Raw genomic sequence first — 21238 nt, 5'->3', positions numbered from 1 at the left:
CAACATGATTGAATCCGTCAGCCCCGGGCCGCGCAACGGCATCTTGTCCCTGACCATCAAGGACAAGGCCGTGCTTTACGCTGCTTATATGCCATTTATCAAGAATGGCGGTCTGTTCATCCCGACCAACAAAAGCTACAAGTTGGGCGACGAGGTGTTCATGCTGCTGCATCTGATGGATGAAGCGGAGAAAATTCCAGTCGCCGGAAAAGTCACCTGGATCACCCCCAAAGGTGCACAAGGCAATCGCGCGGCGGGTGTCGGCGTACAGTTCAACGATGGCGACAACACCGCGCGCAGTCGCATCGAAACCCATCTGGCCGGAGCGATGAAGTCCGACCGTCCCACTCATACGATGTAAGTTGCAGCCCTTTTATGCTCGTAGATTCCCATTGTCACCTTGATCGCCTCGACCTCACCGCCCATGACGGCTCGCTGGAAGCCGCACTGGATGCCGCCCGCGCGCGCGGGGTGGGGCACTTTCTGTGTATCGGTGTAAGCGCCGACAACGCCGCCGACGTCAAAGCCCTCGCCGAGCGTTACGACGACGTCGATTGTTCCGTCGGCGTTCATCCGCTGGATGTGCAGCCCGGCGCGGCTCCGGCGCTGGATTGGCTGCTGCACGAACTCGGTCACCCGAAAGTGGTGGCGATCGGTGAAACCGGTCTGGACTATCACTACGAGCCGGAGGCCGCCGAGTTGCAACAGGCGTCGTTCCGCCTGCACCTGCAAGCGGCGCAACAGACCGGCAAACCGGTGATCATCCACACCCGCGGCGCCCGTGCCGACACCCTTGAACTGCTGCGCGAAGCGGCGCTGCCTCAAGCCGGCGTGCTGCATTGCTTCACCGAAGACTGGGACATGGCCAAGGCTGCGCTGGACATGGGCTATTACATTTCCTTGTCAGGCATTGTCACCTTCCGAAACGCCGACGCGCTGCGCGATGTGGCGAGCAAGGTCCCGGCCGATCGCCTGCTGGTTGAAACCGATTCGCCGTATCTGGCGCCGATTCCGTATCGCGGCAAGCCCAACCTGCCGCAGTACGTGCGCGAAGTGGCTGAGTTCCTGGCGATGCTGCGCGGTGAGAATTACGAGCGTTTTGCCGAGCAGACCACGGAAAACTTCAAGCGCCTGTTCCCGCTCGCCAGTGTTAAATCTGCCGCGTGACGGCTGGCTGAATCGCAGGCAAAAAAAACCCGGGTTCTGGGGGGTGAATCCGGGTTAAGACCATTAGGAGTAAAACAAAGGCACGCGGTCCGTTGGTACCTTTATCGGCGCGGCACTTGGGGGAGATGCCGCCCGACAGTTCAAGTATTGATCAGTCTGGCGTGCAGTCCAGTGAGCCGGTCGGGGTTTTTAAACAAATTTGGAATACGTTCGCTTCAGTTGAGTTCTCACTCCCTCCGAAACGTTCTCAAAATGAACAGCAAACACAGATATGGTCGGATGATCCGTGCATTTTTGCGCAAGTTAGGCATAATACGCGGCTTCGATTTTGACCCTTCAGACCTTTTCTTATGCACAAAGAACCTCGTAAGGTCCGTGAGTTTCGTCGCCGCGAGCAAGAAATTCTCGATACCGCGCTCAAGCTGTTCCTCGAACAAGGTGAAGACAGCGTCACCGTCGAGATGATTGCTGATGCCGTGGGTATCGGCAAAGGCACGATCTACAAACACTTCAAATCCAAGGCGGAGATCTATCTGCGCCTGATGCTCGACTACGAGCGCGATTTGAATGCGCTGCTGCATTCGGCCGACGTCGACAAGGACAAGGAGGCGCTGTCGCGCGCCTACTTCGAATTCCGCATGCGCGACCCGCAGCGCTACCGTCTGTTCGACCGACTCGAAGAGAAGGTGGTCAAGGGCAATCAGGTGCCGGAGATGGTCGAGGAGCTGCACAAGATCCGCGCCTCGAACTTCGAACGCCTGACCCTGCTGATCAAGGGCCGCATCAGCGAAGGCAAGCTGGAAGACGTGCCGCCGTATTTCCATTACTGCGCCGCCTGGGCGCTGGTGCACGGCGCAGTTGCGCTGTATCACTCGCCGTTCTGGAGCAATGTGCTGGAAGATCAGGAAGGTTTCTTCCAGTTCCTGATGGACATCGGCGTGCGCATGGGCAACAAGCGCAAGCGTGATCCGGAAACGCCGAGCAGTTGAGTCATTCAGCTGCTCGATTGCGCCGTTATTTCGCTATTGGGCGCAATACCGCAGGAATATACTCAGGCATAGGGCTTGCTAAAACTTGATTTGTGAGTCAAGTTTTAGCGGCTCGAAATTCTATTGCCGGAGTGCTCATGATCGTTGACCGTCAAGGCAGGCGTTTTCGCAATTTGCGGATCAGCCTGACCTCTGCCTGCAATTACGCCTGCACCTACTGCGTGCCCAACGGCAAGCGGCTGGTCGCGGCGCAGGACGAGTTGTCGGCCGACGCCATGGCGCGTGGCGTGGCGTACTTGATCGAAGCCGCCGGCATCGAACGCCTGCGCATCACTGGCGGCGAGCCACTGGTCAGCCCCAAGCTCGAATCGTTCATGAGCGCCATCGGCCAGATGGGCCTGGACGACATCAGCCTGACCACCAACGGTCAACTCCTCACGAAAAAGCTCCCGCTGCTGGTGGACGCCGGTCTGCGCCGGATCAACGTGTCCCTCGATACTCTCGATCCCGCCGCCTTCCGCAGCATCGCCCGTGGCGGCGACCTGGAGAGCGTGCTCGACGGCATGGAGCAGGCTGCGGCGGCAGGCATGAAAATCAAAGTCAACATGGTGCCGCTGCGTGGGCAGAACCTTGATCAGGTGCTGCCGTTGCTTGATTACTGCCTGGAGCGCGGGTTCGAATTGCGTTTCATCGAGCTGATGCGCATGGGCCACTTGGCCAAAGATGCCAACGCATTCCTGCAACAGTTCGTCAGCCTGCAGCAATTGCTGACGCTGATCGGCGAGCGCTACGAGTATGCGCAAACTGACGCGCCAGTCGATGCCACGGCGGTGCGGTATGCGATTGCGGGACGCGGCAACTTCGGCGTGATCGCCAACGAAAGCGTGCCGTTCTGCAGAACCTGCTCGCGGTTGCGCCTGTCTTCCACCGGCTGGCTGCACGGTTGCCTGTCGTCGAGCAACCGCCACTATGTCGGGGACCTGCTCGACAAGCCGCGCCATGAGGCATTGCCGGCGTTGCAGCGTTTGCTGGTGAAAGCGTTGGGAGACAAACAGGAAGTGGCGTTCTCTGGCGGCGCTACTGTCATGAAGATTATCGGCGGCTGATGTGGCGAGGGAGCTTGCTCCCGCTGGGTTGCGAAGCGACCCCCAAATCAATCCCCCAACAGACCTGTCCGCACACCGCAGCGCGCGGTTTTACGTCGGCTGCGCCGCCGAGCGGGAGCAAGCTCCCTCGCCACAAATAAAGCATTTCAGATTCGATACCTGCACATTCCTGCGAGCTGGCGCAAAAGCTGCATTCAACGGCCATTCGCCGGTTTTCCGTCACCGGCCTTTGGAGGAATAGGATGCGTAGCCTGGTTTTGCTGCTGGCCGTTTTGGCGCTTGGCGGCTGTATGACTGTCAGCGATATGGCCGAAGGCACTCGCGGCCAGATGAGCGATGCAGGGTTGCTGGACCACAGCGACAGCCGGCGCGTGAACAATTTCCGCATTCAGCCGGACTCGTTCATTTACATCGCTCAGGGTGCTTTTGCCCCGCCGGGTGGTTCTTATCCTCGGCCAAACGTGGTCGCAGAAGAAGCCTTCAAGGGCTTTATCGAATACTTCCCGATGGTCCGCCGCGCCGGTGCGCCGGAAGGCCTCGACCAGGCCATGGGCGAAGCCCGCGATGCCGGCGCGCATTATCTGCTGTACACGCGTTTCGCCAGGGCTGACGACCGCATCGGCAACTCCGACGAGTGGCTGGATGAGGAGGCCGTGGATCGTCTCGGCATCGACGGCGGAGTGATTCAGATCATGTTGATCGAGACCAGCACCCAGTATTTGATTGATACTGCACGGATCAAGAGTCGTGGCGGTTTACTGACGTTCCACGACAACAAACCCGAGGACCTGATCGGCCCGCCGCTGACGCAATATGCGCGCAGTCTGCTGGGGATCGGCAACCCGTAAACACAGGAGTAAGCCATGAGTGGCCCGCAAAAAGCCAATGACCTGTTGGGACAGATCCCGAAAACCAAAGGCTTACCGCCGGTGCATTTGTGGAACCCGGATTTCTGTGGCGACATTGACATGCGCATTGCGCGCGACGGCACCTGGTTTTACCTGGGCACGCCGATCGGACGCAAGCCGATGGTCAAGTTGTTCTCCACGATCATCCGTCGCGACGGTGATGATTACTTTTTGATCACGCCAGTCGAGAAAGTCGGGATCAAGGTCGATGACGCGCCCTTCGTGGCGATTGCCGTGGAGGTGGAGGGCGAGGGCGAAGCGCAGGTTTTGCGTTTTACCACCAACGTCGATGAAACCACCGAAGCGGGGCCTGAGCATCCGATCCGGGTCGAGATCGATCCGCAGACCCAGGAACCCGCGCCTTATGTGCATGTGCGCACCAACCTCGAAGCACTGATTCACCGTAATGTGTTTTACCAGTTGGTGGAACTGGCGGTGAGCCGTGAGATCGAGGGCCAGCGCTGGCTTGGCGTGTGGAGCGGCGGCGAGTTCTTTCGCATCGGTCTGGAACCCTGACATAAAATTCCCTTGTAGGAGTGAGCCTGCTCGCGATAGCGGTATGACAGTCGACATTTGCTTTGACTGGTACACCGCTATCGCGAGCAGGCTCACTCCTACATTTGTTTTGTGTTTCAGCTGAAAATCCTGATTGACTGTTATTCATATGATGATTAGCGTAGACCCCCATCGCGATCTGCCTTGAGGTGTCCATGTCCAGCAGCTTTCATGCGTCGACGGTCGACTGGCTTGGCAGCTGGATTGCCGCCGGCCAGGTCAAACCGGGCCAGACCATCAAAGTCGAGGCAGATCTGGGCGAACAGCTGGGCGTCAGCCGCACGGTCATTCGCGAAGCGATCAAAACCCTCGTCGCCAAAGGCCTGCTCGAAGTCGGGCCGAAAGTCGGCACGCGGGTGTTGCCGGTGCGGCGCTGGAACCTGTTTGATCCGCAAGTCGTCGGCTGGCTGTCGCGCAACGGCTTGCCGGAAAATTTCGTCGATGACCTGCTGGATTTACGCCGCACCATCGAACCGATGGCAGTGCGCTGGGCTTGCGAACGTGCCACGCCGGAGCAGATCGAAGCGGTGCAATTGGCCTATAACGCCCTTGAACGGGCCGTCGACAGTGGCAGCGATTACAACCGCGCCGACCGGGTCTTTCATGAATGCATTCTGGCCGCCAGCCATAACCAATTCATCGAGCAAATGGTGCCGGCCCTGGGCGCGCTGCTGGCGGTGTCATTCGAAGTGTCCGCCGCCGACCCCGATGAACTGCGCCGCACCTTGCCGATCCACAAAGACATGGCCGACGCCATCGCTGCGCGGGATTCGACCCGTGGCGTGTGGGCGTGCATGACGTTGATCGACAACGCCGATCTGGCGATCAAACGGTTTTACCCGAAAGTCATGGCCGACAAAAAAGCCAGCTGACACACACAGCCCTTGTAGGAGTGAGCCTGCTCGCGATGGCGGCGTGTCAGGCGACACCGTTGGTACTGAACCACCGCTTTCGCGAGCGGCTCACTCCTACAAAGAAAACAACAAGAAACATGAAGGATCAGACATGACCTGCACCGCCCTGACCCAACACCGCGCGCAACTCGGCGAAGGCCCGTTCTGGGATGCGCCGACCCAGGCGCTGTACTGGGTCGATATCGCCGGCAAACAAGCGCTGCGCCTGATCGGCCAGAACGTGCAGATCTGGCAGATGCCCGAGCACATCTCGGCATTCATCCCCTGCGCCAGCGGCGATGCACTGGTCACTCTGAGCAGCGGTGTCTATCGCCTCGACCTTGACTCTCCAGGCCTTGAACCACGCCTGAGCCTGTTCTGTGTCGCCGATCCGCAACCGGGCAACCGTCCCAATGAGGCCCGTTGCGATGCCTTGGGCCGACTGTGGCTGGGCACCATGCAAAACAACATCGGCGAGCAGGGCGAGGATCTGCCGATTGTGCGCCGTTCTGGTGGGCTGTTCCGCATCGATCCGGACCAGCGTGTGACGCCGCTGTTGCTCGGGCTGGGCATTCCCAATACGTTGCTCTGGAGCGATGACGGCACCACGCTGCTGTTTGGTGAAAGTCTCGACAGTACGCTCCACCGCTATTTCATTCACCCCGACGGTCACCTTGACGTCCCGCAGGTCTGGTACGGCCCGGACGCACAGGGCGGCCCCGACGGTTCGGCGATGGACGCCGAAGGCTACGTATGGAATGCCCGCTGGGACGGCAGTTGCCTGTTGCGCCTGACGCCTGAAGGGCAAGTGGACCGTAAAATCGATCTGCCCGTCAGTCGCCCGACCAGTTGTGTATTCGGTGGCGAAGACCTGAAAACCCTGTACATCACCAGCGCCAAAAGTCCGCTCGAGCACCCCCTGGATGGCGCCGTGCTGACAATGCGCGTCGATGTTGCAGGAAAACTCTGTACGCGTTTTGCTGGTTAGATCCCAGAATATGGGATGCAAAATTATATATTGAGATTATTTGCGGGTCGGGTTTATAGTCGGCTCCAGCAGTAACACGCACTCACACTTAAAAAGAACAAAACAGGTGAAGTGATGCAGCGAATCTTGATCGCACTCCCCAGCGGAGTCCGCGTCTCGCAACGGCTCAATGCCGTGAGCGACGCCTGTCTGTTTGATTCCCCATGCCGTCAAGACCGGACATCGATCGATGCCCGGTTTTTTTGCGCTTGCGCGCAGGAGGCCTGAGCCATGGCTGAAGCGCTGACATTGCCAGCCGTGCCGCCACCGCCGAAAGGTGAGCGCCTGAAAAACAAGGTCGTGCTGCTGACCGGCGCCGCTCAGGGCATCGGCGAAGCGATTGTTGCCGCCTTCGCCTCACAGCAGGCCAAATTGCTTATCAGCGATATCCAGGCCGACAAGGTCGAGCAGGTTGCCGTCCATTGGCGCGAGCAGGGCCATGACGTGCAGGCGCTCAAGGCTGACGTGTCGAGCCAGCAGGATCTGCACGCCCTGGCCAGACGCGCGGTGGAGTTGCATGGCCGCATCGACGTGCTGGTCAACTGCGCCGGAGTCAATGTCTTCCGCGATCCGCTGCAAATGACCGAAGAAGACTGGCGCCGTTGCTTCGCAATCGATCTGGATGGCGCCTGGTATGGCTGTAAAGCCGTGCTGCCGCAGATGATCGAGCAGGGCGTCGGCAGCATCATCAATATCGCCTCGACCCATTCCAGCCACATCATTCCCGGTTGCTTTCCGTACCCGGTGGCCAAGCACGGTCTGCTCGGTCTGACCCGCGCCCTCGGCATCGAATACGCGCCGAAGGGTATTCGCGTCAATGCGATTGCGCCTGGCTACATCGAAACGCAATTGAACGTCGATTACTGGAACGGTTTTGCCGACCCACAGGGCGAGCGTCAGCGTGCTTTCGACCTGCATCCGCCCAAGCGCATCGGTCAGCCGATTGAGGTGGCGATGACCGCGGTGTTCCTGGCCAGCGACGAAGCACCGTTTATCAACGCCTCGTGCATCACCATCGATGGTGGACGCTCGGTGATGTACCACGACTGAATAAAGCGGATTCCGAGCGCTGGACTACGCTTGAAATCCAATCATCATACGATATGACTATTTTTACCCAGCTTTGCAGCAGTATGTGTCACGCCACCACACCTGTGGCGAGGGAGCTCGCTCCCGCTCGGCTGGGCAGCAGTCGTAAGTTCGGGCCACGCGGTGTGTCTGATTGACCGAGGTAACCGGTTTTAGGGCCGCTTCGCAGCCCAGCGGGAGCAAGCTCCCTCGCCACAAGCTGTTAAATTTGCTCAAAAAAAATAACAAGGAGTCATCTGATGAAACGTCGTTTCGGGATTCGTACCCTGTGCAGCACTGCCCTGGCGGTCACTGCGTTCAGCCTGAGCAGTGCGCTGCTCGCCGCCGATGCGGTGAAGATCGGTTTTCTGGTCAAGCAGGCCGAAGAACCGTGGTTCCAGACCGAGTGGGCTTTTGCCGAAAAAGCCGCCAAGGACAAGGGCTTTGAGCTGATCAAGATCGCCGTGCCGGATGGCGAGAAAACCCTCTCGGCGATCGACAGTCTGGCGGCCAACGGCGCCAAGGGCTTCGTGATCTGCCCGCCGGATGTGTCCCTCGGCCCGGCCATCATGGCCAAAGCCAAACTCAACGACCTGAAAGTGATTGCCGTGGACGACCGTTTCGTCGATGCCAACGGCAAGTTCATGGAAGACGTGCCGTACCTGGGCATGGCCGCATTCGAAGTCGGTCAGAAGCAGGGCGCCGCCATGGCTGCGGAAGCGAAAAAGCGTAACTGGGACTGGAAAGACACCTACGCGGTCGTCAACACCTACAACGAACTCGACACCGGCAAGAAGCGCACCGACGGTTCGGTCGATGCCCTGAAGAAGGCCGGAATGCCTGCGGACCACATCCTCTTCGCCGCGCTGAAAACCCTTGACGTGCCGGGCAGCATGGACGCCACCAACTCGGCGTTGGTGAAGCTGCCGAGCGCGGCAAAAAACCTGATCATTGGCGGCATGAACGACAACACCGTGCTTGGCGGCGTGCGCGCCACCGAAGCCGCCGGTTTTGCCGCCGCCAATGTGATCGGCATCGGCATCAACGGTACCGACGCCATCGGCGAATTGAAAAAGCCCAACAGCGGCTTCTTCGGTTCGATGCTGCCAAGCCCGCACATCGAAGGCTACAAGACCGCCGAGATGATGTACGAGTGGGTCACCACCGGCAAAGAACCGCCGAAGTACACCGCCATGGATGACGTCACCCTGATCACCCGCGAGAACTTCAAGCAAGAGCTGGAAAAAATCGGCTTGTGGAACTGAGCCAGCGACGGCCCGGGCAGCCGGGCCGTTTTTCGGTGTGAAGAGGTGGCTTTATGCACGCGCAAGTACAGACACAACAACACAGCGCCAGTGGCAGCCTGCGTTTTAACGGGATCGGCAAAAGCTTTCCCGGCGTAAAAGCGCTCGACGGCATCAGCTTCGTCGCTCATCCCGGGCAGGTTCATGCCTTGATGGGCGAGAACGGCGCGGGCAAATCGACCCTGCTGAAGATCCTGGGTGGCGCCTATATTCCCAGCAGCGGCGAACTGCAGATCGGCGAGCAGACGATGGCGTTCAAGTCCACCGCCGACAGCATTGGCAGTGGCGTCGCGGTGATTCACCAGGAGCTGCATCTGGTTCCGGAAATGACCGTGGCCGAGAATCTGTTTCTTGGCCATCTGCCGGCCAGTTTCGGCCTGATCAATCGCGGCGTATTGCGTCAGCAAGCCTTGAGTTGCCTCAAAGGCCTGGCCGATGAAATCGACCCGCAGACCAAAGTCGGACGCTTGTCGCTCGGCCAGCGGCAGTTGGTGGAAATCGCCAAGGCGTTGTCCCGTGGCGCCCATGTCATCGCTTTCGACGAGCCGACCAGCAGCCTTTCGGCCCGCGAAATTGACCGCTTGATGGCGATCATCGGCCGCCTGCGCGACGAAGGCAAAGTCGTGCTCTACGTTTCCCATCGCATGGAAGAAGTGTTCCGCATCTGCGACGCCGTCACGGTGTTCAAGGACGGCCGCTACGTGCGCACCTTCGACGACATGAGCCAGTTGACCCACGATCAACTGGTGACGTGCATGGTCGGGCGTGACATTCAGGACATCTACGATTATCGCCACCGCCCACGCGGCGCCGTGGCGCTGAAAGTTGATGGGCTGCTCGGCCCGGGCCTGCGCGAGCCGATCAGTTTCGAAGCGCACAAGGGCGAAATCCTTGGTCTGTTCGGGCTGGTCGGGGCAGGGCGTACCGAGCTGTTTCGTTTGCTCAGCGGCCTGGAGCGCCACACTGCCGGACGCCTTGAACTGCGCGGCCACGAACTGACGTTGCGCTCACCGCGCGATGCGATTGCCGCGGGGATTCTGCTGTGCCCGGAGGATCGCAAGAAGGAAGGCATCATCCCGCTGGCCAGCGTTGCCGAGAACATCAACATCAGCGCCCGCGGTGCGCATTCGAGCCTGGGCTGTCTGATCCGTGGCTTGTGGGAAAAGGACAATGCCGACAAGCAGATCAAGGCCCTGAAAGTGAAAACCCCGCACGCCGGGCAGCAGATCAAATTCCTTTCCGGCGGCAACCAACAAAAGGCCATTCTGGGCCGCTGGCTGTCGATGCCGATGAAGGTGCTGCTGCTCGACGAACCGACCCGTGGTATCGACATCGGCGCCAAGGCGGAGATCTACCAGATCATTCACAACCTCGCCGCCGACGGTATTTCGGTGATTGTGGTGTCCAGCGACCTGATGGAAGTGATGGGCATTTCCGACCGCATCCTGGTGCTGTGCGAAGGCGCCTTGCGCGGCGAAGTCAGCCGTGACCAGGCCAATGAATCCAACCTGCTGCAACTGGCTTTGCCGCGCCACCGCGCTGACGGCGTGGCGAACTGAGAGGTGACTATGATGACAACCCAAAACGAAACCCTGCCGACCGCGCGCAAACCCCTGGATCTGCGCCGCTTTCTCGATGACTGGGTCATGCTGCTCGCGGCCGTCGGCATCTTTGTCGCCTGTACGCTGCTGATCGATAACTTCCTCTCGCCCCTGAACATGCGCGGTCTGGGCCTGGCGATTTCCACCACCGGCATCGCCGCGTGCACCATGCTCTATTGCCTGGCGTCCGGGCACTTCGACCTGTCGGTCGGCTCGGTGATTGCCTGTGCCGGCGTGGTCGCGGCGGTGGTCATGCGCGACACCAACAGCGTGTTCCTCGGTGTCAGCGCAGCGCTGGTGATGGGCCTGATCGTCGGGCTGATCAACGGTATCGTGATTGCCAAGTTGCGAGTCAACGCATTGATCACCACGTTGGCGACGATGCAGATTGTTCGTGGCCTTGCCTACATTTTTGCCAACGGCAAAGCGGTGGGCGTGTCGCAGGAGTCGTTCTTCGTGTTCGGTAACGGCCAGTTGTTCGGTGTGCCGGTGCCGATCCTGATCACCATCGTCTGCTTCCTGTTCTTCGGATGGCTGCTGAATTACACCACCTACGGGCGCAACACCATGGCCATTGGTGGCAACCAGGAAGCGGCGCTGTTGGCAGGCGTGAACGTTGACCGGACCAAGATCATCATCTTCGCCGTGCACGGCGTGATTGGTGCGCTGGCTGGCGTGATCCTGGCGTCGCGGATGACTTCCGGGCAGCCAATGATTGGCCAGGGTTTTGAGCTGACGGTGATTTCTGCCTGCGTATTGGGCGGGGTGTCGCTGAGCGGCGGCATCGGCATGATCCGCCATGTGATTGCCGGGGTGTTGATTCTGGCGATCATCGAGAATGCGATGAACCTGAAGAACATTGATACGTTTTATCAGTATGTGATTCGGGGTTCGATCTTGCTTTTGGCCGTCGTCATTGACCGCTTGAAACAACGCTGATCTCTTATTCTGGAAAGCCATTGTGGCGAGGGAGCTTGCTCCCGCTCGGAGAGCTATTGTGGCGAGGGAGCTTGCTCCCGCTCGGCTGCGCAGCAGTCGTGATTCGGGCTTATGCGGTGTGTCAGGCGCACCGTATTGACTGGATTCAGGGCTGCTTCGCAGCCCAGCGGGAGCAAGCTCCCTCGCCACAGTTATCGATTGCCTTCTGTCATCCCCGTTAAATATCCCTTGCCCGCCGCCCGCCGTTTCGGTTATCAATTTGTACATGATTAGACAGGTACGATTTGACAAGAAAAAAAGGGTGGTCGACGAGCTCGTTCGACGCATCGAAAGCGGCCTGATGGAGGACGGCTTTCTGTTGCCCGGCGAACACCAGTTGGCTCAAGAATTCCAGGTCAGCCGTGGCACGCTGCGCGAAGCGCTGGCCGAACTGAAGCGGCGCAATTACATCGCCACGCAAAGCGGGGTTGGCTCGATCGTCACCTACGACGGTGTTGCCCTCGATCAGCGCAGCGGCTGGGCGCAGGCGCTGGCCGACAGCGGGGCGCTGATCAATACTGAAGTGTTGCGCCTCGAAGCCGTGACCCGTCCGGATCTGCTGGTGCGGTTCGGCACCGATCAATTCATCACCCTCGACCGTCGCCGGCGCGCCACCGACGGTACGCTGGTGTCTCTGGAACGTGCATTGATGCCGGCCAACGGCGGCCTGGAAAGCCTGCCGCGCGTCGGTCTGATCGACAATTCCCTGACCATCACCCTGGCCGCCTACGGCTACATCGGCGAGCGCGGCGATCAGTGGATCGGCGCCGAGCCGCTGAACAGCGAAGACGCCGAACTGCTCGGCCGTCCGGTCGGCACGGTGTTTCTCAAAGCCCTGCGCACCACGTACGACCGGCAGAACCGTTTCATGGAGCAGGTCGAAAGCCTGCTCGACCCGGTGCATTTTCGTCTGCACCTGCAATTTGGAGAATCGCGATGACCACGCTCAACCGTGCGCTTGGCGCTTTCTACGGTCTGGCCCTAGGGGATGCGCTAGGCATGCCGACCCAATCGCTGGACCGCGAAACCATCAAAAGCCGTTTTGGCCAGATCACCGATCTGCAGGACGCCGGACCGCTGCAACCGATCGCTGCGAACATGCCCAAAGGCTCGATCACCGACGACACCGAACAGGCAATCCTGGTTGGCGAGTTGCTGGTCGAAGGCCAGGGCCGCATCGAGCCGGCCATCCTCGCCCAGCGCTTGATCGAATGGGAAGCCGAGATGCAGGCCAAAGGCTCGCAGGATTTGCTCGGCCCCTCGACCAAACGCGCCATTGAAATGATCCTCGCCGGCCATTCGCCCGAAGAAGCCGGGCGCTATGGCACCACCAACGGCGCGGCGATGCGGATTACCCCGGTCGGCATTGCGGCGAATGTCGCTGATCCCGAACGCTTTATCGCCGCCGTGGTGCAGGCCTGTCAGGTGACCCACAACACCACACTGGGGATTTCCAGTGCGGCGGCGGTGGCGGCGGTGGTGTCCGCTGGTATCAATGGCGTCGACCTGCGCGAGGCGTTGAACCTCGGGCAACACATTGCCCAACAAGCCGAAGCCCACGGACACTGGGTGGCCGGTGGGCGCATCGCATCCCGGATCAGTTGGGCGCGCAGCATCAGCGTCGACAGCGATAAGGCATTGCTTGCCGACCTGCTCTACGACGTGATTGGCACGTCGGTGGCGTCGCAGGAGTCGGTGGTGGTTTCATTCGCGCTGGCCCAACAAGTGGCCATTGGTGAGATGAGCGCATTCGAAGCGCTGTGCATGGCCGCCAGTCTGGGGGGCGACACGGATACCATCGCGGCGATTCTCGGGGCGATGCTCGGTGCCTGTCTGGGGCTTGAGTGTTGGCCTGTCGAGATGATCGAGACGGTCAAGGCCGTTAATCATTTGGAGCTGGGACCGTTGGTGCAGGGGCTGTTGGTCTTGCGCTAATTGAACTGACGCCATCGCTGGCAAGCCAGCTCCCACAGGTTTTTGCTGTGAACACACATTTGTGTACACCCTGATCCCTGTGGGAGCTGGCTTGCCAGCGATAGGCGCACCGCAAATCTTGAATATCCACCCGCAATGGATCGCACAGACAGGCCTCGGAAGGCCAATGGTCATGTCGTTTTGCATCATTGCCACAACCACAATAAAGGCAAACAGGAGCACGTTCATGAGTTCAACAACCACCGGGCAAAGCGTCGGGCAGCTGGAAACCCGCGGCATCGAGCCCGTGCCGGAAGCCGAGTGCAACGGCCATCCGCTGCAGCTGTTCTGGGTCTGGTTCGCCGCCAATATTTCCATTCTCGGCCTGCCGTTGGGGGCGACGCTGGTGGCGTTTCGCGGTCTGGCGATCTGGCAGGCGATCATCGTCGCCATTCTCGGCGCGGCCGGTTCGTTTGCCGTGGTCGGGATCATCTCCATCGCCGGCCGTCGTGGCCGCGCACCAAGCCTGACGCTGTCCCGCGCGATCTTCGGGGTACGCGGCAACATCGGCCCGACACTGGTCTCGCTGATGTCGCGGCTGGGCTGGGAAACCGTCAACACCACCACGGCGGCGTTTGTGCTGCTGTCGCTGTGTTCCATGCTGCTCGGCTCGCCGGTGGAGGCCAAAAGCGCGCCCTTGCTGACACTGCTCTTCATCGCGTTTTTCGTGCTGCTGACGTTAGCGGTGTCCGGCCTTGGCCACGCGACCTTGCTGGTAATCCAGAAATGGGCGACCTACGTGTTCGGCGCGCTGAACATTCTGGTCGGCGGTTTTCTCTGCGCAACCATCGACTGGAGCGCAGTGTTCAACGCCACGCCGGCGCCGCTGAGCGCGATGATCATCGGCATCGGCACCATGGCCGCCGGCACCGGGATCGGCTGGGCCAATGCCGGCGCGGACATGTCGCGCTATCAGCACCGCAGCGTCAAAGCCGCGCGGCTGGTGGCGTCGGCAGCGTTCGGCGCAGGCATTCCGCTGGTGCTGCTGATCACCCTCGGCGGCTTGCTCTCGGTGGGCAACAACGACCTGGCGTCAGCGACTGACCCGATCGTGGCCATACGCGACATGTTGCCGGCGTGGATGGCCGTGCCGTACCTGATCACCGCGTTCGGCGGTCTGCTGCTGTCGAACAACCTGTCGGTGTACTCGGCCGGCCTGACCACGCTGACCCTTGGCCTCAAGGTCAAGCGCGTCTACGCGGTGGTGGTCGACATCGTCGCGATCTTCGCCGGTTCGATCTACTTCATGCTGATCGCTGACAGCTTTTACGGCCCGTTCATCACCTTCATTTCCCTACTGGCCGTGCCCATCACCGCATGGGTCGGGATCTTCGTGGTCGATCTGATTCACCGTCATTACTACAGTCCGCAAGACCTGCTCGACGTCAGTCCTCGCAGCGCATACTGGTACAGCGGTGGCATCGAGTGGCGTGCATTCGGCGCCTGGGCCATTGCCATCGTGCTGGGGTTCAGCTTCACCACCATCGGCACCACCTCCGAGAACGTCTGGTTCAAGGGCTTTCTGTCCGACTCGTGGCTGGGCCATAACGGCCTCGGCTGGATCGTGACCTTCGTTGTGGCCGGTGGCATTTACTTCCTCCTCGGCGGGGCGAAGGATCGCCGCGCCGCGCCAACCGAGAATGCCCATGCCTAAGCTGTTGCACACCGGCCAGGTCATCATCGACCTGGTCATGGCCGTGGAAAAACTGCCGCAAATCGGCGGTGATGTACTGGCGCAGTCGGCCGGATTCGAAGCGGGTGGCGGGTTCAATGTGATGGCGGCGGCGGCGCGCAATGGCTTGCCGGTGGTTTATCTGGGGCGCCACGGCAGCGGGCGTTTCGGCGACCTGGCGCGCCAGGCGATGAACGCCGAAGGCATTCGCATCGGCATCCGTAAACCGGCGCTGCGCGATACCGGTCTGTGTGTGGCGCTGACCGATGCGTCGGCCGAGCGCAGTTTCATTTCGTACATCGGCGCAGAAGGCGAGGTCACCGAGGAGGATCTGAACAGCGTCGCTGCCGAGGCCGGCGACTACGTTTATCTCAGCGGTTACAGCTTGCTCCACGCCGGCAAGGCCCAGGCCTTGCTCGACTGGACGCAGGCATTGCCGGCAACGGTTCACGTGGTATTCGATCCCGGGCCGTTGGTGGAATCGCCGGATTCGCCGCTGATGCAGGCGCTGCTGCCGCGCATCGATGTGTGGACCAGCAACAGCGTCGAGGCGCTGCGTTTTACCGGTGCCGAGGACATCGCTGTGGCGCTGGATCGTCTCGCCGGGCATCTGCCGGCCAACGTGCTGATGGTGGTGCGCGACGGGCCGCAAGGCTGCTGGATTCATCAGGCCGGCGAGCGTCGCCACGTGCCGGGTTTTGCCGTGCACGCGGTGGACAGTAACGGGGCTGGCGATGCTCATGCCGGGGTATTTATTGCGGGATTGGCGCAGGGGCTGGATGCACCGGAAGCGGCGCGGCGGGCGAATGCCGCGGCGGCGCTGGCCGTGACGCGCTGGGGGCCGGCGACTGCGCCGGGGGCGGCTGAGGTGGATGCATTTATCCGCGAGTCCTGCGCTGGCTGATCATTAGCTATCGCGAGCAGGCTCACTCCTACAGGGGTTCGTGTTCAGCCTTTTATTGCGCGCCAGATCTTGCCGACAACGGAGACCACCGCCAACACCGCCGCCCCGGCAATAATCCCCGCCACGCCATTGAGCAGCATCGGCACCGCAAATCCGGCACTGCCCGCCGCCGCGCCAACGCCTTCAATCCAGTGATGCACCACCGGCACGCCGTGGGTGAGGATGCCGCCGCCGACCAGAAACATCGCCGCCGTACCGACCACCGACAGGGTTTTCATCATGTATGGCGCTGCGCTGAGGATGCCGCTGCCGATTTTTTTTGCCATTTGCCCAGGCTTCTGGGTCAGCCACAGGCCCAGGTCGTCGAGTTTGACGATGCCCGCCACCAGACCGTAAACGCCCACAGTCATGACGAGGGCGATGCCGGACATCACCACCACTTGCTGGGTCAGTGAGGCATCCGCCACTGTGCCGAGGGTGATGGCAATAATTTCTGCCGAGAGGATGAAGTCTGTGCGAACCGCGCCCTTGATCTTGTCTTTCTCAAAAGCGACCAGATCGGTGGCCGGGTCGGCGACGGCTTCGGTCAACTGCGCATGCCCGGCTTCGTCTTCCTCTTTGCTGTGCAGGAATTTGTGCGCGAGTTTTTCGAAACCCTCGAAGCACAAGTATGCACCACCGACCATCAACAGCGGCGTCACCAGCCATGGCACGAACGCACTGATCGCCAGCGCCGACGGCACCAGGATCAGTTTGTTGACGAACGAGCCCTTGGCCACTGCCCAGACTACGGGAATTTCCCGCTCGGCACGCACACCGGAGACTTGCTGGGCATTGAGCGCCAGATCGTCACCGAGCACGCCGGCGGTCTTCTTCGCAGCCATTTTAGTCATCAATGCAACGTCATCCAGAACGGTGGCGATGTCATCGATCAGCACCAGCAAACTGCTTCCTGCCATGAATCCTGTTTCCTTCTGTGTATGAATGTTGCCAAGCATAACGCGACCGCCGGCCACAGGCTGCATTGTTGAGCGTCGCTCAAGGCCGGTGCTACCATGCGCCACCGCCAGAACAGGCAAGGAATCACCGGGTTTATGAGCACAATCCGCGAGCGTAACAAAGAACTGATCCTGCGCGCCGCCAGCGAAGAGTTTGCCGACAAGGGCTTCGCGGCGACCAAAACCAGCGACATCGCCGCCAAGGCGGGATTGCCCAAGCCCAACGTCTACTACTACTTCAAGTCCAAGGAAAACCTCTACCGCGAGGTGCTGGAAAGCATCATCGAGCCGATTTTGCAGGCCTCGACGCCGTTCAACCCGGACGGCGTGCCGAGCGAGGTGCTGAGCGGCTACATCCGCTCGAAAATCCGCATCTCCCGCGACCTGCCCTTCGCCTCCAAGGTGTTCGCCAGCGAAATCATGCACGGCGCCCCACACCTGAGCGCCGATCTGGTCGAACAACTCAACGCCCAGGCCAAGCACAACATCGATTGCATCCAGAGCTGGATCGACCGCGGCCAGATCGCCCCGATCGACCCCAACCACCTGATGTTCAGCATCTGGGCCGCGACCCAGACCTACGCCGACTTCGACTGGCAGATTTCTGCAGTGACCGGCAAAGACAAGCTCGATGAAGCCGATTATGAGGCGGCGGCGCAGACGATTATCCGGTTGGTGTTGAAGGGGTGTGAGCCGGACTGAAAGACCGTAGCGATGCTATCGCTGGCAAGCCAGCTCCCACCGATTCATGGGTTGAAATAGGCTTCGGCAGACAGCATAGACCCCTGTGGGAGCTGGCTTGCCAGCGATGGGGGCAACTCGGCTTCATGTCAAAACCAAATGGTGTCCCAAAGCGGATAGTCGCCAACCGTCCCTACCAAGCCAGCCCGTAACGGGTTAGCCACGATATAACGCGCCATTTTCTCCAGATTTTCTTCCCTCCTCAGCGCACGGTCATGATAACCCTGCTGCCAAAGCGGCCCGGTTCTACCACTGGAAAGATTAACCTCGCGCGTACTCAGTGATTTGGTTTCTCGCATCAGCTTGCAGAGAGAGCAGTTTTCAAGCTCAACGAGCCAATGAAAATGGTCAGGCATGACAACCCATGCCAATGATTTCGCCAACCCCAGGTCATGCGCACGACGAAATTGCGCAACGACCAGTCTGCCCAAAGCGAAATCAGCAAATACCGGCTCGCGACCAAGTGTGTTGGTGGTGAGAAGATAAATTCGATTCGGCTCTGCATAGCGGCCGATACGCAAGCGATGTGAAGCAGGAAAATCAGGCAATCCATTGCCCCTTTCATGATGTGTTCAGATGGAAGGCTAGACCTCAAAGCCAACTACATCGCGGCAGTCTTTTTTCTTGATGTGTCAGCCAGACCGCCATCGCTGGCAAGCCAGCTCCCACAGGGATTTGTGTCGTGCATACATAATTGTTCAACACAAAAACTTGTGGGAGCTGGCTTGCCAGCGATGACTATCGATCAAGCACCAGAGATCAGGAAACCACCCCGCCATCCGCCCTCAAATCCAGCGCTTCAACCGCCCTGATCGCCACTTGCTCATCCACATCCGACAAATCCCCACTGATCCCGATCGCGCCGAGCACTTCACCCGCCTGATTTCGAATCAACACGCCACCCGGTGCCGGGACGACGCTGCCCTGCCCCATGCTGTTCAACGAAGAAAAAAACGCCGGGCGTTGTTGTGCGTCTTGGGCGAGCAGGCGCGAGCCTTTGCCCAAGGCGATGGCGCCCCAGGCTTTGCCGATGGCGATATCGGGGCGCAACAGGCTGGCGCCGTCTTCGCGCTGCAGGGCGATCAGGTGGCCGCCGGTATCGAGTACCGCGATGGTCAGCGGCGCGGCGTTGATGCCGCGCCCTGCGCTGATGGCTTCGCTGACCAGGTTGACTGCGACTTTCAAGGTTAAAGCGCTCATGGTGCCGTCCTCATTTTGTTATAGGGAAAGTCGTGGGACTGCGCGTTTGTGCCGCAGTCCGATAAAACAAATAGAACACAATGAGATATGTTTTTGTATACAATAATTCTCTAAAAGCGCCACGTGCGACGAAAAGCCACAGCAAAGTGGGCTTCCGACGAATGAAACAGACGCTTGAGAAAATGGATTGACCTGCGCCGTCCGCCGTGAATACACTCTGCGCAAAGCCACTTGTATACAATTACAAAACGTAAAGAGGCACAAAACCATGAGCAAAATGAGAGCAATCGAAGCCGCCGTTCTGGTGATGCGCCGTGAAGGGGTTGATACCGCTTTTGGCATCCCGGGCGCAGCGATCAACCCGCTGTACTCCGCCCTGCAGAAGGTCGGTGGCATCGATCACGTCCTTGCTCGCCACGTTGAAGGCGCCTCGCACATGGCCGAGGGCTACACCCGCACCAAGGCCGGCAACATCGGCGTGTGCATCGGTACATCCGGCCCGGCCGGTACCGACATGGTCACCGGGCTCTACAGCGCCTCGGCCGACTCGATTCCAATCCTCTGCATTACCGGCCAGGCACCCCGCGCCCGTATGCACAAGGAAGACTTTCAGGCGGTCGACATCACCAGCATCGTCAAGCCAGTCACCAAGTGGGCAACCACCGTTCTCGAACCGGGCCAGGTGCCTTACGCGTTCCAGAAAGCTTTTTATGAAATGCGCTCCGGCCGCCCAGGCCCGGTGCTGATCGATCTGCCGTTCGACGTGCAGATGGCCGAAATCGAATTCGACATCGACGCCTATCAGCCGCTGCCACTGGCCAAACCGACTGCGACCCGCGTGCAGGTCGAGAAAGCCCTGGCGTTACTGGATCAGGCCGAGCGTCCACTGCTGGTTGCCGGTGGCGGCATCATCAACGCCGATGCCAGCGATCTGCTGGTCGAGTTCGCCGAGCTGACCGGCATCCCGGTCATCCCGACCCTGATGGGCTGGGGCACCATTCCTGATGATCATCCGTTGATGGTCGGCATGGTCGGTTTGCAGACGTCGCACCGTTACGGCAACGCGACGATGCTCAAATCCGACGTGGTGCTGGGCATCGGCAACCGTTGGGCCAACCGTCACACCGGCTCGGTCGACGTTTACACCGAAGGTCGCAAGTTCATTCACGTCGACATCGAAGGCACGCAAATCGGCCGCGTGTTCACCCCGGACCTGGGCATTGTTTCCGACGCAGCCGCCGCGCTGACGGTGTTCATCGAAGTCGCCCGTGAATGGCAAGCCGCCGGCAAGCTGAAGAACCGCAGTGCGTGGCTGCAGGATTGCCAGCAGCGCAAGGCCAGCCTGCATCGCAAGACCCACTTCGACAACGTGCCGGTCAAGCCGCAGCGCGTATACGAAGAAATGAATCAGGTGTTCGGCAAGGACACCTGCTACGTCAGCACCATTGGTCTGTCGCAGATTGCCGGCGCGCAGTTCCTGCATGTCTACAAACCGCGTCACTGGATCAACTGTGGCCAGGCCGGCCCGTTGGGCTGGACCATTCCGGCGGCGCTGGGCGTGGTCAAGGCCGATCCGAACCGCAAAGTCGTGGCCCTGTCGGGGGACTATGATTTCCAGTTCATGATCGAAGAACTGGCGGTCGGCGCTCAGTTCAAACTGCCGTATATCCACGTCGTGGTGAACAACTCGTACCTGGGCCTGATCCGTCAGGCACAGCGCGGGTTCGAAATGGACTACTGCGTGCAGCTGTCCTTCGATAACCTGAACGCGCCGGAACTCAACGGTTACGGTGTCGACCACGTCGCGGTTGCCGAAGGCCTCGGCTGTAAAGCGCTGCGTGTATTCGAACCATCAGAAATCGCCCCTGCCCTGCGCAAGGCTGAACAGATGATCGAAGAGTTCAAGGTGCCGGTGATCGTCGAGATCATTCTGGAGCGTGTGACCAACATCTCCATGGGCACCGAGATCAATGCGGTCAACGAGTTTGAAGACCTGGCACTGGTCGGCAACGATGCGCCGACGGCGATTTCGTTGCTTGACTGACTGCTGACTGCTCTTTCTGTGGGAGCGAGCCATGTGGCGAGGGAGCTTGCTCCCGCCGGGGCGCGAAGCGGCCCAGAATCGTGGGTCTGCTACGCAGCCCAGCGGGAGC

General features: G+C 60.2%; 21 protein-coding genes. 18 read left to right on the top strand and 3 right to left on the bottom strand.

Annotation, left to right across the window (positions count from 1 at the left end):
- The first annotated feature begins 4 nt into the window (after positions 1 to 4).
- From HU743_RS23590 to HU743_RS23515, 16 genes are all read left to right on the top strand, one after another.
- Entirely contained in the window at positions 5 to 361 is a 357-nt protein-coding gene (locus HU743_RS23590) for a PilZ domain-containing protein (RefSeq protein WP_186546975.1), read from the top strand.
- Between the two features lie 14 nt (positions 362 to 375).
- Positions 376 to 1167 (top strand): TatD family hydrolase, encoded by a 792-nt coding sequence (locus HU743_RS23585; protein WP_186651527.1) that lies wholly within the window; start codon positions 376 to 378, stop codon positions 1165 to 1167.
- 350 nt (positions 1168 to 1517) lie between these two features.
- The gene (locus HU743_RS23580) at positions 1518 to 2156 is read left to right on the top strand and encodes a TetR/AcrR family transcriptional regulator (protein ID WP_186651525.1); all 639 of its coding nucleotides are present in this window, start codon (positions 1518 to 1520) and stop codon (positions 2154 to 2156) included.
- Between the two features lie 137 nt (positions 2157 to 2293).
- Positions 2294 to 3262: a radical SAM protein gene (locus HU743_RS23575; protein ID WP_186651523.1), complete on the top strand. Its 969-nt coding sequence runs from the start codon at positions 2294 to 2296 to the stop codon at positions 3260 to 3262.
- 242 nt (positions 3263 to 3504) lie between these two features.
- Positions 3505 to 4110 (top strand): DUF4823 domain-containing protein, encoded by a 606-nt coding sequence (locus tag HU743_RS23570; RefSeq protein ID WP_186651521.1) that lies wholly within the window; start codon positions 3505 to 3507, stop codon positions 4108 to 4110.
- Positions 4111 to 4125: 15 nt separating this feature from the next.
- Positions 4126 to 4686, top strand: a complete 561-nt coding sequence (locus tag HU743_RS23565; RefSeq protein ID WP_186651519.1) for a DUF1285 domain-containing protein — start codon at positions 4126 to 4128, stop codon at positions 4684 to 4686.
- A gap of 194 nt (positions 4687 to 4880) precedes the next feature.
- Entirely contained in the window at positions 4881 to 5597 is a 717-nt protein-coding gene (locus HU743_RS23560) for a FadR/GntR family transcriptional regulator (RefSeq protein ID WP_186651517.1), read from the top strand.
- 133 nt (positions 5598 to 5730) lie between these two features.
- The gene (locus HU743_RS23555; RefSeq protein WP_186651515.1) at positions 5731 to 6606 is read left to right on the top strand and encodes an SMP-30/gluconolactonase/LRE family protein; all 876 of its coding nucleotides are present in this window, start codon (positions 5731 to 5733) and stop codon (positions 6604 to 6606) included.
- A 270-nt stretch (positions 6607 to 6876) separates the two neighbouring features.
- Positions 6877 to 7695 carry an SDR family oxidoreductase gene (locus tag HU743_RS23550; protein WP_186651513.1) on the top strand — a complete coding sequence of 273 codons (819 nt, stop codon included), beginning with the start codon at positions 6877 to 6879 and terminating at the stop codon, positions 7693 to 7695.
- A 278-nt stretch (positions 7696 to 7973) separates the two neighbouring features.
- Positions 7974 to 8978, top strand: coding sequence for a substrate-binding domain-containing protein (locus tag HU743_RS23545; RefSeq protein WP_186546983.1), 1005 nt, complete (start codon positions 7974 to 7976; stop codon positions 8976 to 8978).
- A 53-nt stretch (positions 8979 to 9031) separates the two neighbouring features.
- A complete protein-coding gene (araG, locus tag HU743_RS23540; RefSeq protein WP_186633243.1) occupies positions 9032 to 10576 on the top strand; it encodes an L-arabinose ABC transporter ATP-binding protein AraG in 1545 nt (514 codons plus the stop codon).
- A 12-nt stretch (positions 10577 to 10588) separates the two neighbouring features.
- Positions 10589 to 11557, top strand: coding sequence for an L-arabinose ABC transporter permease AraH (gene araH, locus HU743_RS23535; protein WP_186546985.1), 969 nt, complete (start codon positions 10589 to 10591; stop codon positions 11555 to 11557).
- A 265-nt stretch (positions 11558 to 11822) separates the two neighbouring features.
- A complete protein-coding gene (locus HU743_RS23530) occupies positions 11823 to 12536 on the top strand; it encodes a GntR family transcriptional regulator (protein WP_186651511.1) in 714 nt (237 codons plus the stop codon).
- Entirely contained in the window at positions 12533 to 13531 is a 999-nt protein-coding gene (locus HU743_RS23525; protein WP_186651509.1) for an ADP-ribosylglycohydrolase family protein, read from the top strand. Before HU743_RS23530 ends, HU743_RS23525 begins: the two co-directional genes overlap by 4 nt.
- A 226-nt stretch (positions 13532 to 13757) precedes the next feature.
- Entirely contained in the window at positions 13758 to 15224 is a 1467-nt protein-coding gene (locus tag HU743_RS23520; RefSeq protein ID WP_186651507.1) for a cytosine permease, read from the top strand.
- Complete coding sequence (locus HU743_RS23515) at positions 15217 to 16146, top strand: PfkB family carbohydrate kinase (protein WP_186651505.1); 930 nt, start codon at positions 15217 to 15219, stop codon at positions 16144 to 16146. Before HU743_RS23520 ends, HU743_RS23515 begins: the two co-directional genes overlap by 8 nt.
- 44 nt (positions 16147 to 16190) lie before the next feature.
- Here HU743_RS23515 and HU743_RS23510 read toward each other — a convergent pair whose 3' ends face one another.
- Positions 16191 to 17105 carry a DUF808 domain-containing protein gene (locus tag HU743_RS23510; RefSeq protein WP_186651503.1) on the bottom strand — a complete coding sequence of 305 codons (915 nt, stop codon included), beginning with the start codon at positions 17103 to 17105 and terminating at the stop codon, positions 16191 to 16193.
- 135 nt (positions 17106 to 17240) lie between these two features.
- Between HU743_RS23510 and HU743_RS23505 the strand changes: the two genes are divergently transcribed.
- Complete coding sequence (locus HU743_RS23505) at positions 17241 to 17846, top strand: TetR/AcrR family transcriptional regulator (protein WP_186551057.1); 606 nt, start codon at positions 17241 to 17243, stop codon at positions 17844 to 17846.
- A gap of 128 nt (positions 17847 to 17974) precedes the next feature.
- On the opposite strand, the gene HU743_RS23500 is transcribed toward HU743_RS23505, so the two are convergent.
- Positions 17975 to 18433 (bottom strand): transposase, encoded by a 459-nt coding sequence (locus HU743_RS23500; RefSeq protein ID WP_186651501.1) that lies wholly within the window; start codon positions 18431 to 18433, stop codon positions 17975 to 17977.
- Between the two features lie 211 nt (positions 18434 to 18644).
- Positions 18645 to 19085: a heme-binding protein gene (locus HU743_RS23495; protein ID WP_186651499.1), complete on the bottom strand. Its 441-nt coding sequence runs from the start codon at positions 19083 to 19085 to the stop codon at positions 18645 to 18647.
- Positions 19086 to 19353: 268 nt separating this feature from the next.
- On the opposite strand from HU743_RS23495, the gene gcl reads away from it, so the two are divergent.
- On the top strand, positions 19354 to 21129 hold the full coding sequence (gene gcl, locus HU743_RS23490; RefSeq protein WP_186551060.1) for a glyoxylate carboligase: 1776 nt from the start codon (positions 19354 to 19356) through the stop codon (positions 21127 to 21129).
- The last annotated feature ends 109 nt before the right edge of the window (positions 21130 to 21238 follow it).

Source organism: Pseudomonas sp. SWRI99, from assembly GCF_014270125.1.
Taxonomy (GTDB): domain Bacteria; phylum Pseudomonadota; class Gammaproteobacteria; order Pseudomonadales; family Pseudomonadaceae; genus Aquipseudomonas; species Aquipseudomonas hamedanensis.
The sequence above is the reverse complement of the archived record's forward strand: the minus strand, read 5'-3'. Positions and strand labels throughout refer to the sequence as shown.

Bases quoted from the DNA above. Each gene is read 5' to 3' on its own strand.
- HU743_RS23590 (WP_186546975.1), top strand. From the start codon at position 5: ATGATTGAATCCGTCAGCCCCGGGCCGCGCAACGGCATCTTGTCCCTG.
- HU743_RS23585 (WP_186651527.1), top strand. From the start codon at position 376: ATGCTCGTAGATTCCCATTGTCACCTTGATCGCCTCGACCTCACCGCC.
- HU743_RS23580 (WP_186651525.1), top strand. From the start codon at position 1,518: ATGCACAAAGAACCTCGTAAGGTCCGTGAGTTTCGTCGCCGCGAGCAA.
- HU743_RS23575 (WP_186651523.1), top strand. From the start codon at position 2,294: ATGATCGTTGACCGTCAAGGCAGGCGTTTTCGCAATTTGCGGATCAGC.
- HU743_RS23570 (WP_186651521.1), top strand. From the start codon at position 3,505: ATGCGTAGCCTGGTTTTGCTGCTGGCCGTTTTGGCGCTTGGCGGCTGT.
- HU743_RS23565 (WP_186651519.1), top strand. From the start codon at position 4,126: ATGAGTGGCCCGCAAAAAGCCAATGACCTGTTGGGACAGATCCCGAAA.
- HU743_RS23560 (WP_186651517.1), top strand. From the start codon at position 4,881: ATGTCCAGCAGCTTTCATGCGTCGACGGTCGACTGGCTTGGCAGCTGG.
- HU743_RS23555 (WP_186651515.1), top strand. From the start codon at position 5,731: ATGACCTGCACCGCCCTGACCCAACACCGCGCGCAACTCGGCGAAGGC.
- HU743_RS23550 (WP_186651513.1), top strand. From the start codon at position 6,877: ATGGCTGAAGCGCTGACATTGCCAGCCGTGCCGCCACCGCCGAAAGGT.
- HU743_RS23545 (WP_186546983.1), top strand. From the start codon at position 7,974: ATGAAACGTCGTTTCGGGATTCGTACCCTGTGCAGCACTGCCCTGGCG.
- araG (WP_186633243.1), top strand. From the start codon at position 9,032: ATGCACGCGCAAGTACAGACACAACAACACAGCGCCAGTGGCAGCCTG.
- araH (WP_186546985.1), top strand. From the start codon at position 10,589: ATGACAACCCAAAACGAAACCCTGCCGACCGCGCGCAAACCCCTGGAT.
- HU743_RS23530 (WP_186651511.1), top strand. From the start codon at position 11,823: ATGATTAGACAGGTACGATTTGACAAGAAAAAAAGGGTGGTCGACGAG.
- HU743_RS23525 (WP_186651509.1), top strand. From the start codon at position 12,533: ATGACCACGCTCAACCGTGCGCTTGGCGCTTTCTACGGTCTGGCCCTA.
- HU743_RS23520 (WP_186651507.1), top strand. From the start codon at position 13,758: ATGAGTTCAACAACCACCGGGCAAAGCGTCGGGCAGCTGGAAACCCGC.
- HU743_RS23515 (WP_186651505.1), top strand. From the start codon at position 15,217: ATGCCTAAGCTGTTGCACACCGGCCAGGTCATCATCGACCTGGTCATG.
- HU743_RS23510 (WP_186651503.1), bottom strand. From the start codon at position 17,105: ATGGCAGGAAGCAGTTTGCTGGTGCTGATCGATGACATCGCCACCGTT.
- HU743_RS23505 (WP_186551057.1), top strand. From the start codon at position 17,241: ATGAGCACAATCCGCGAGCGTAACAAAGAACTGATCCTGCGCGCCGCC.
- HU743_RS23495 (WP_186651499.1), bottom strand. From the start codon at position 19,085: ATGAGCGCTTTAACCTTGAAAGTCGCAGTCAACCTGGTCAGCGAAGCC.
- gcl (WP_186551060.1), top strand. From the start codon at position 19,354: ATGAGCAAAATGAGAGCAATCGAAGCCGCCGTTCTGGTGATGCGCCGT.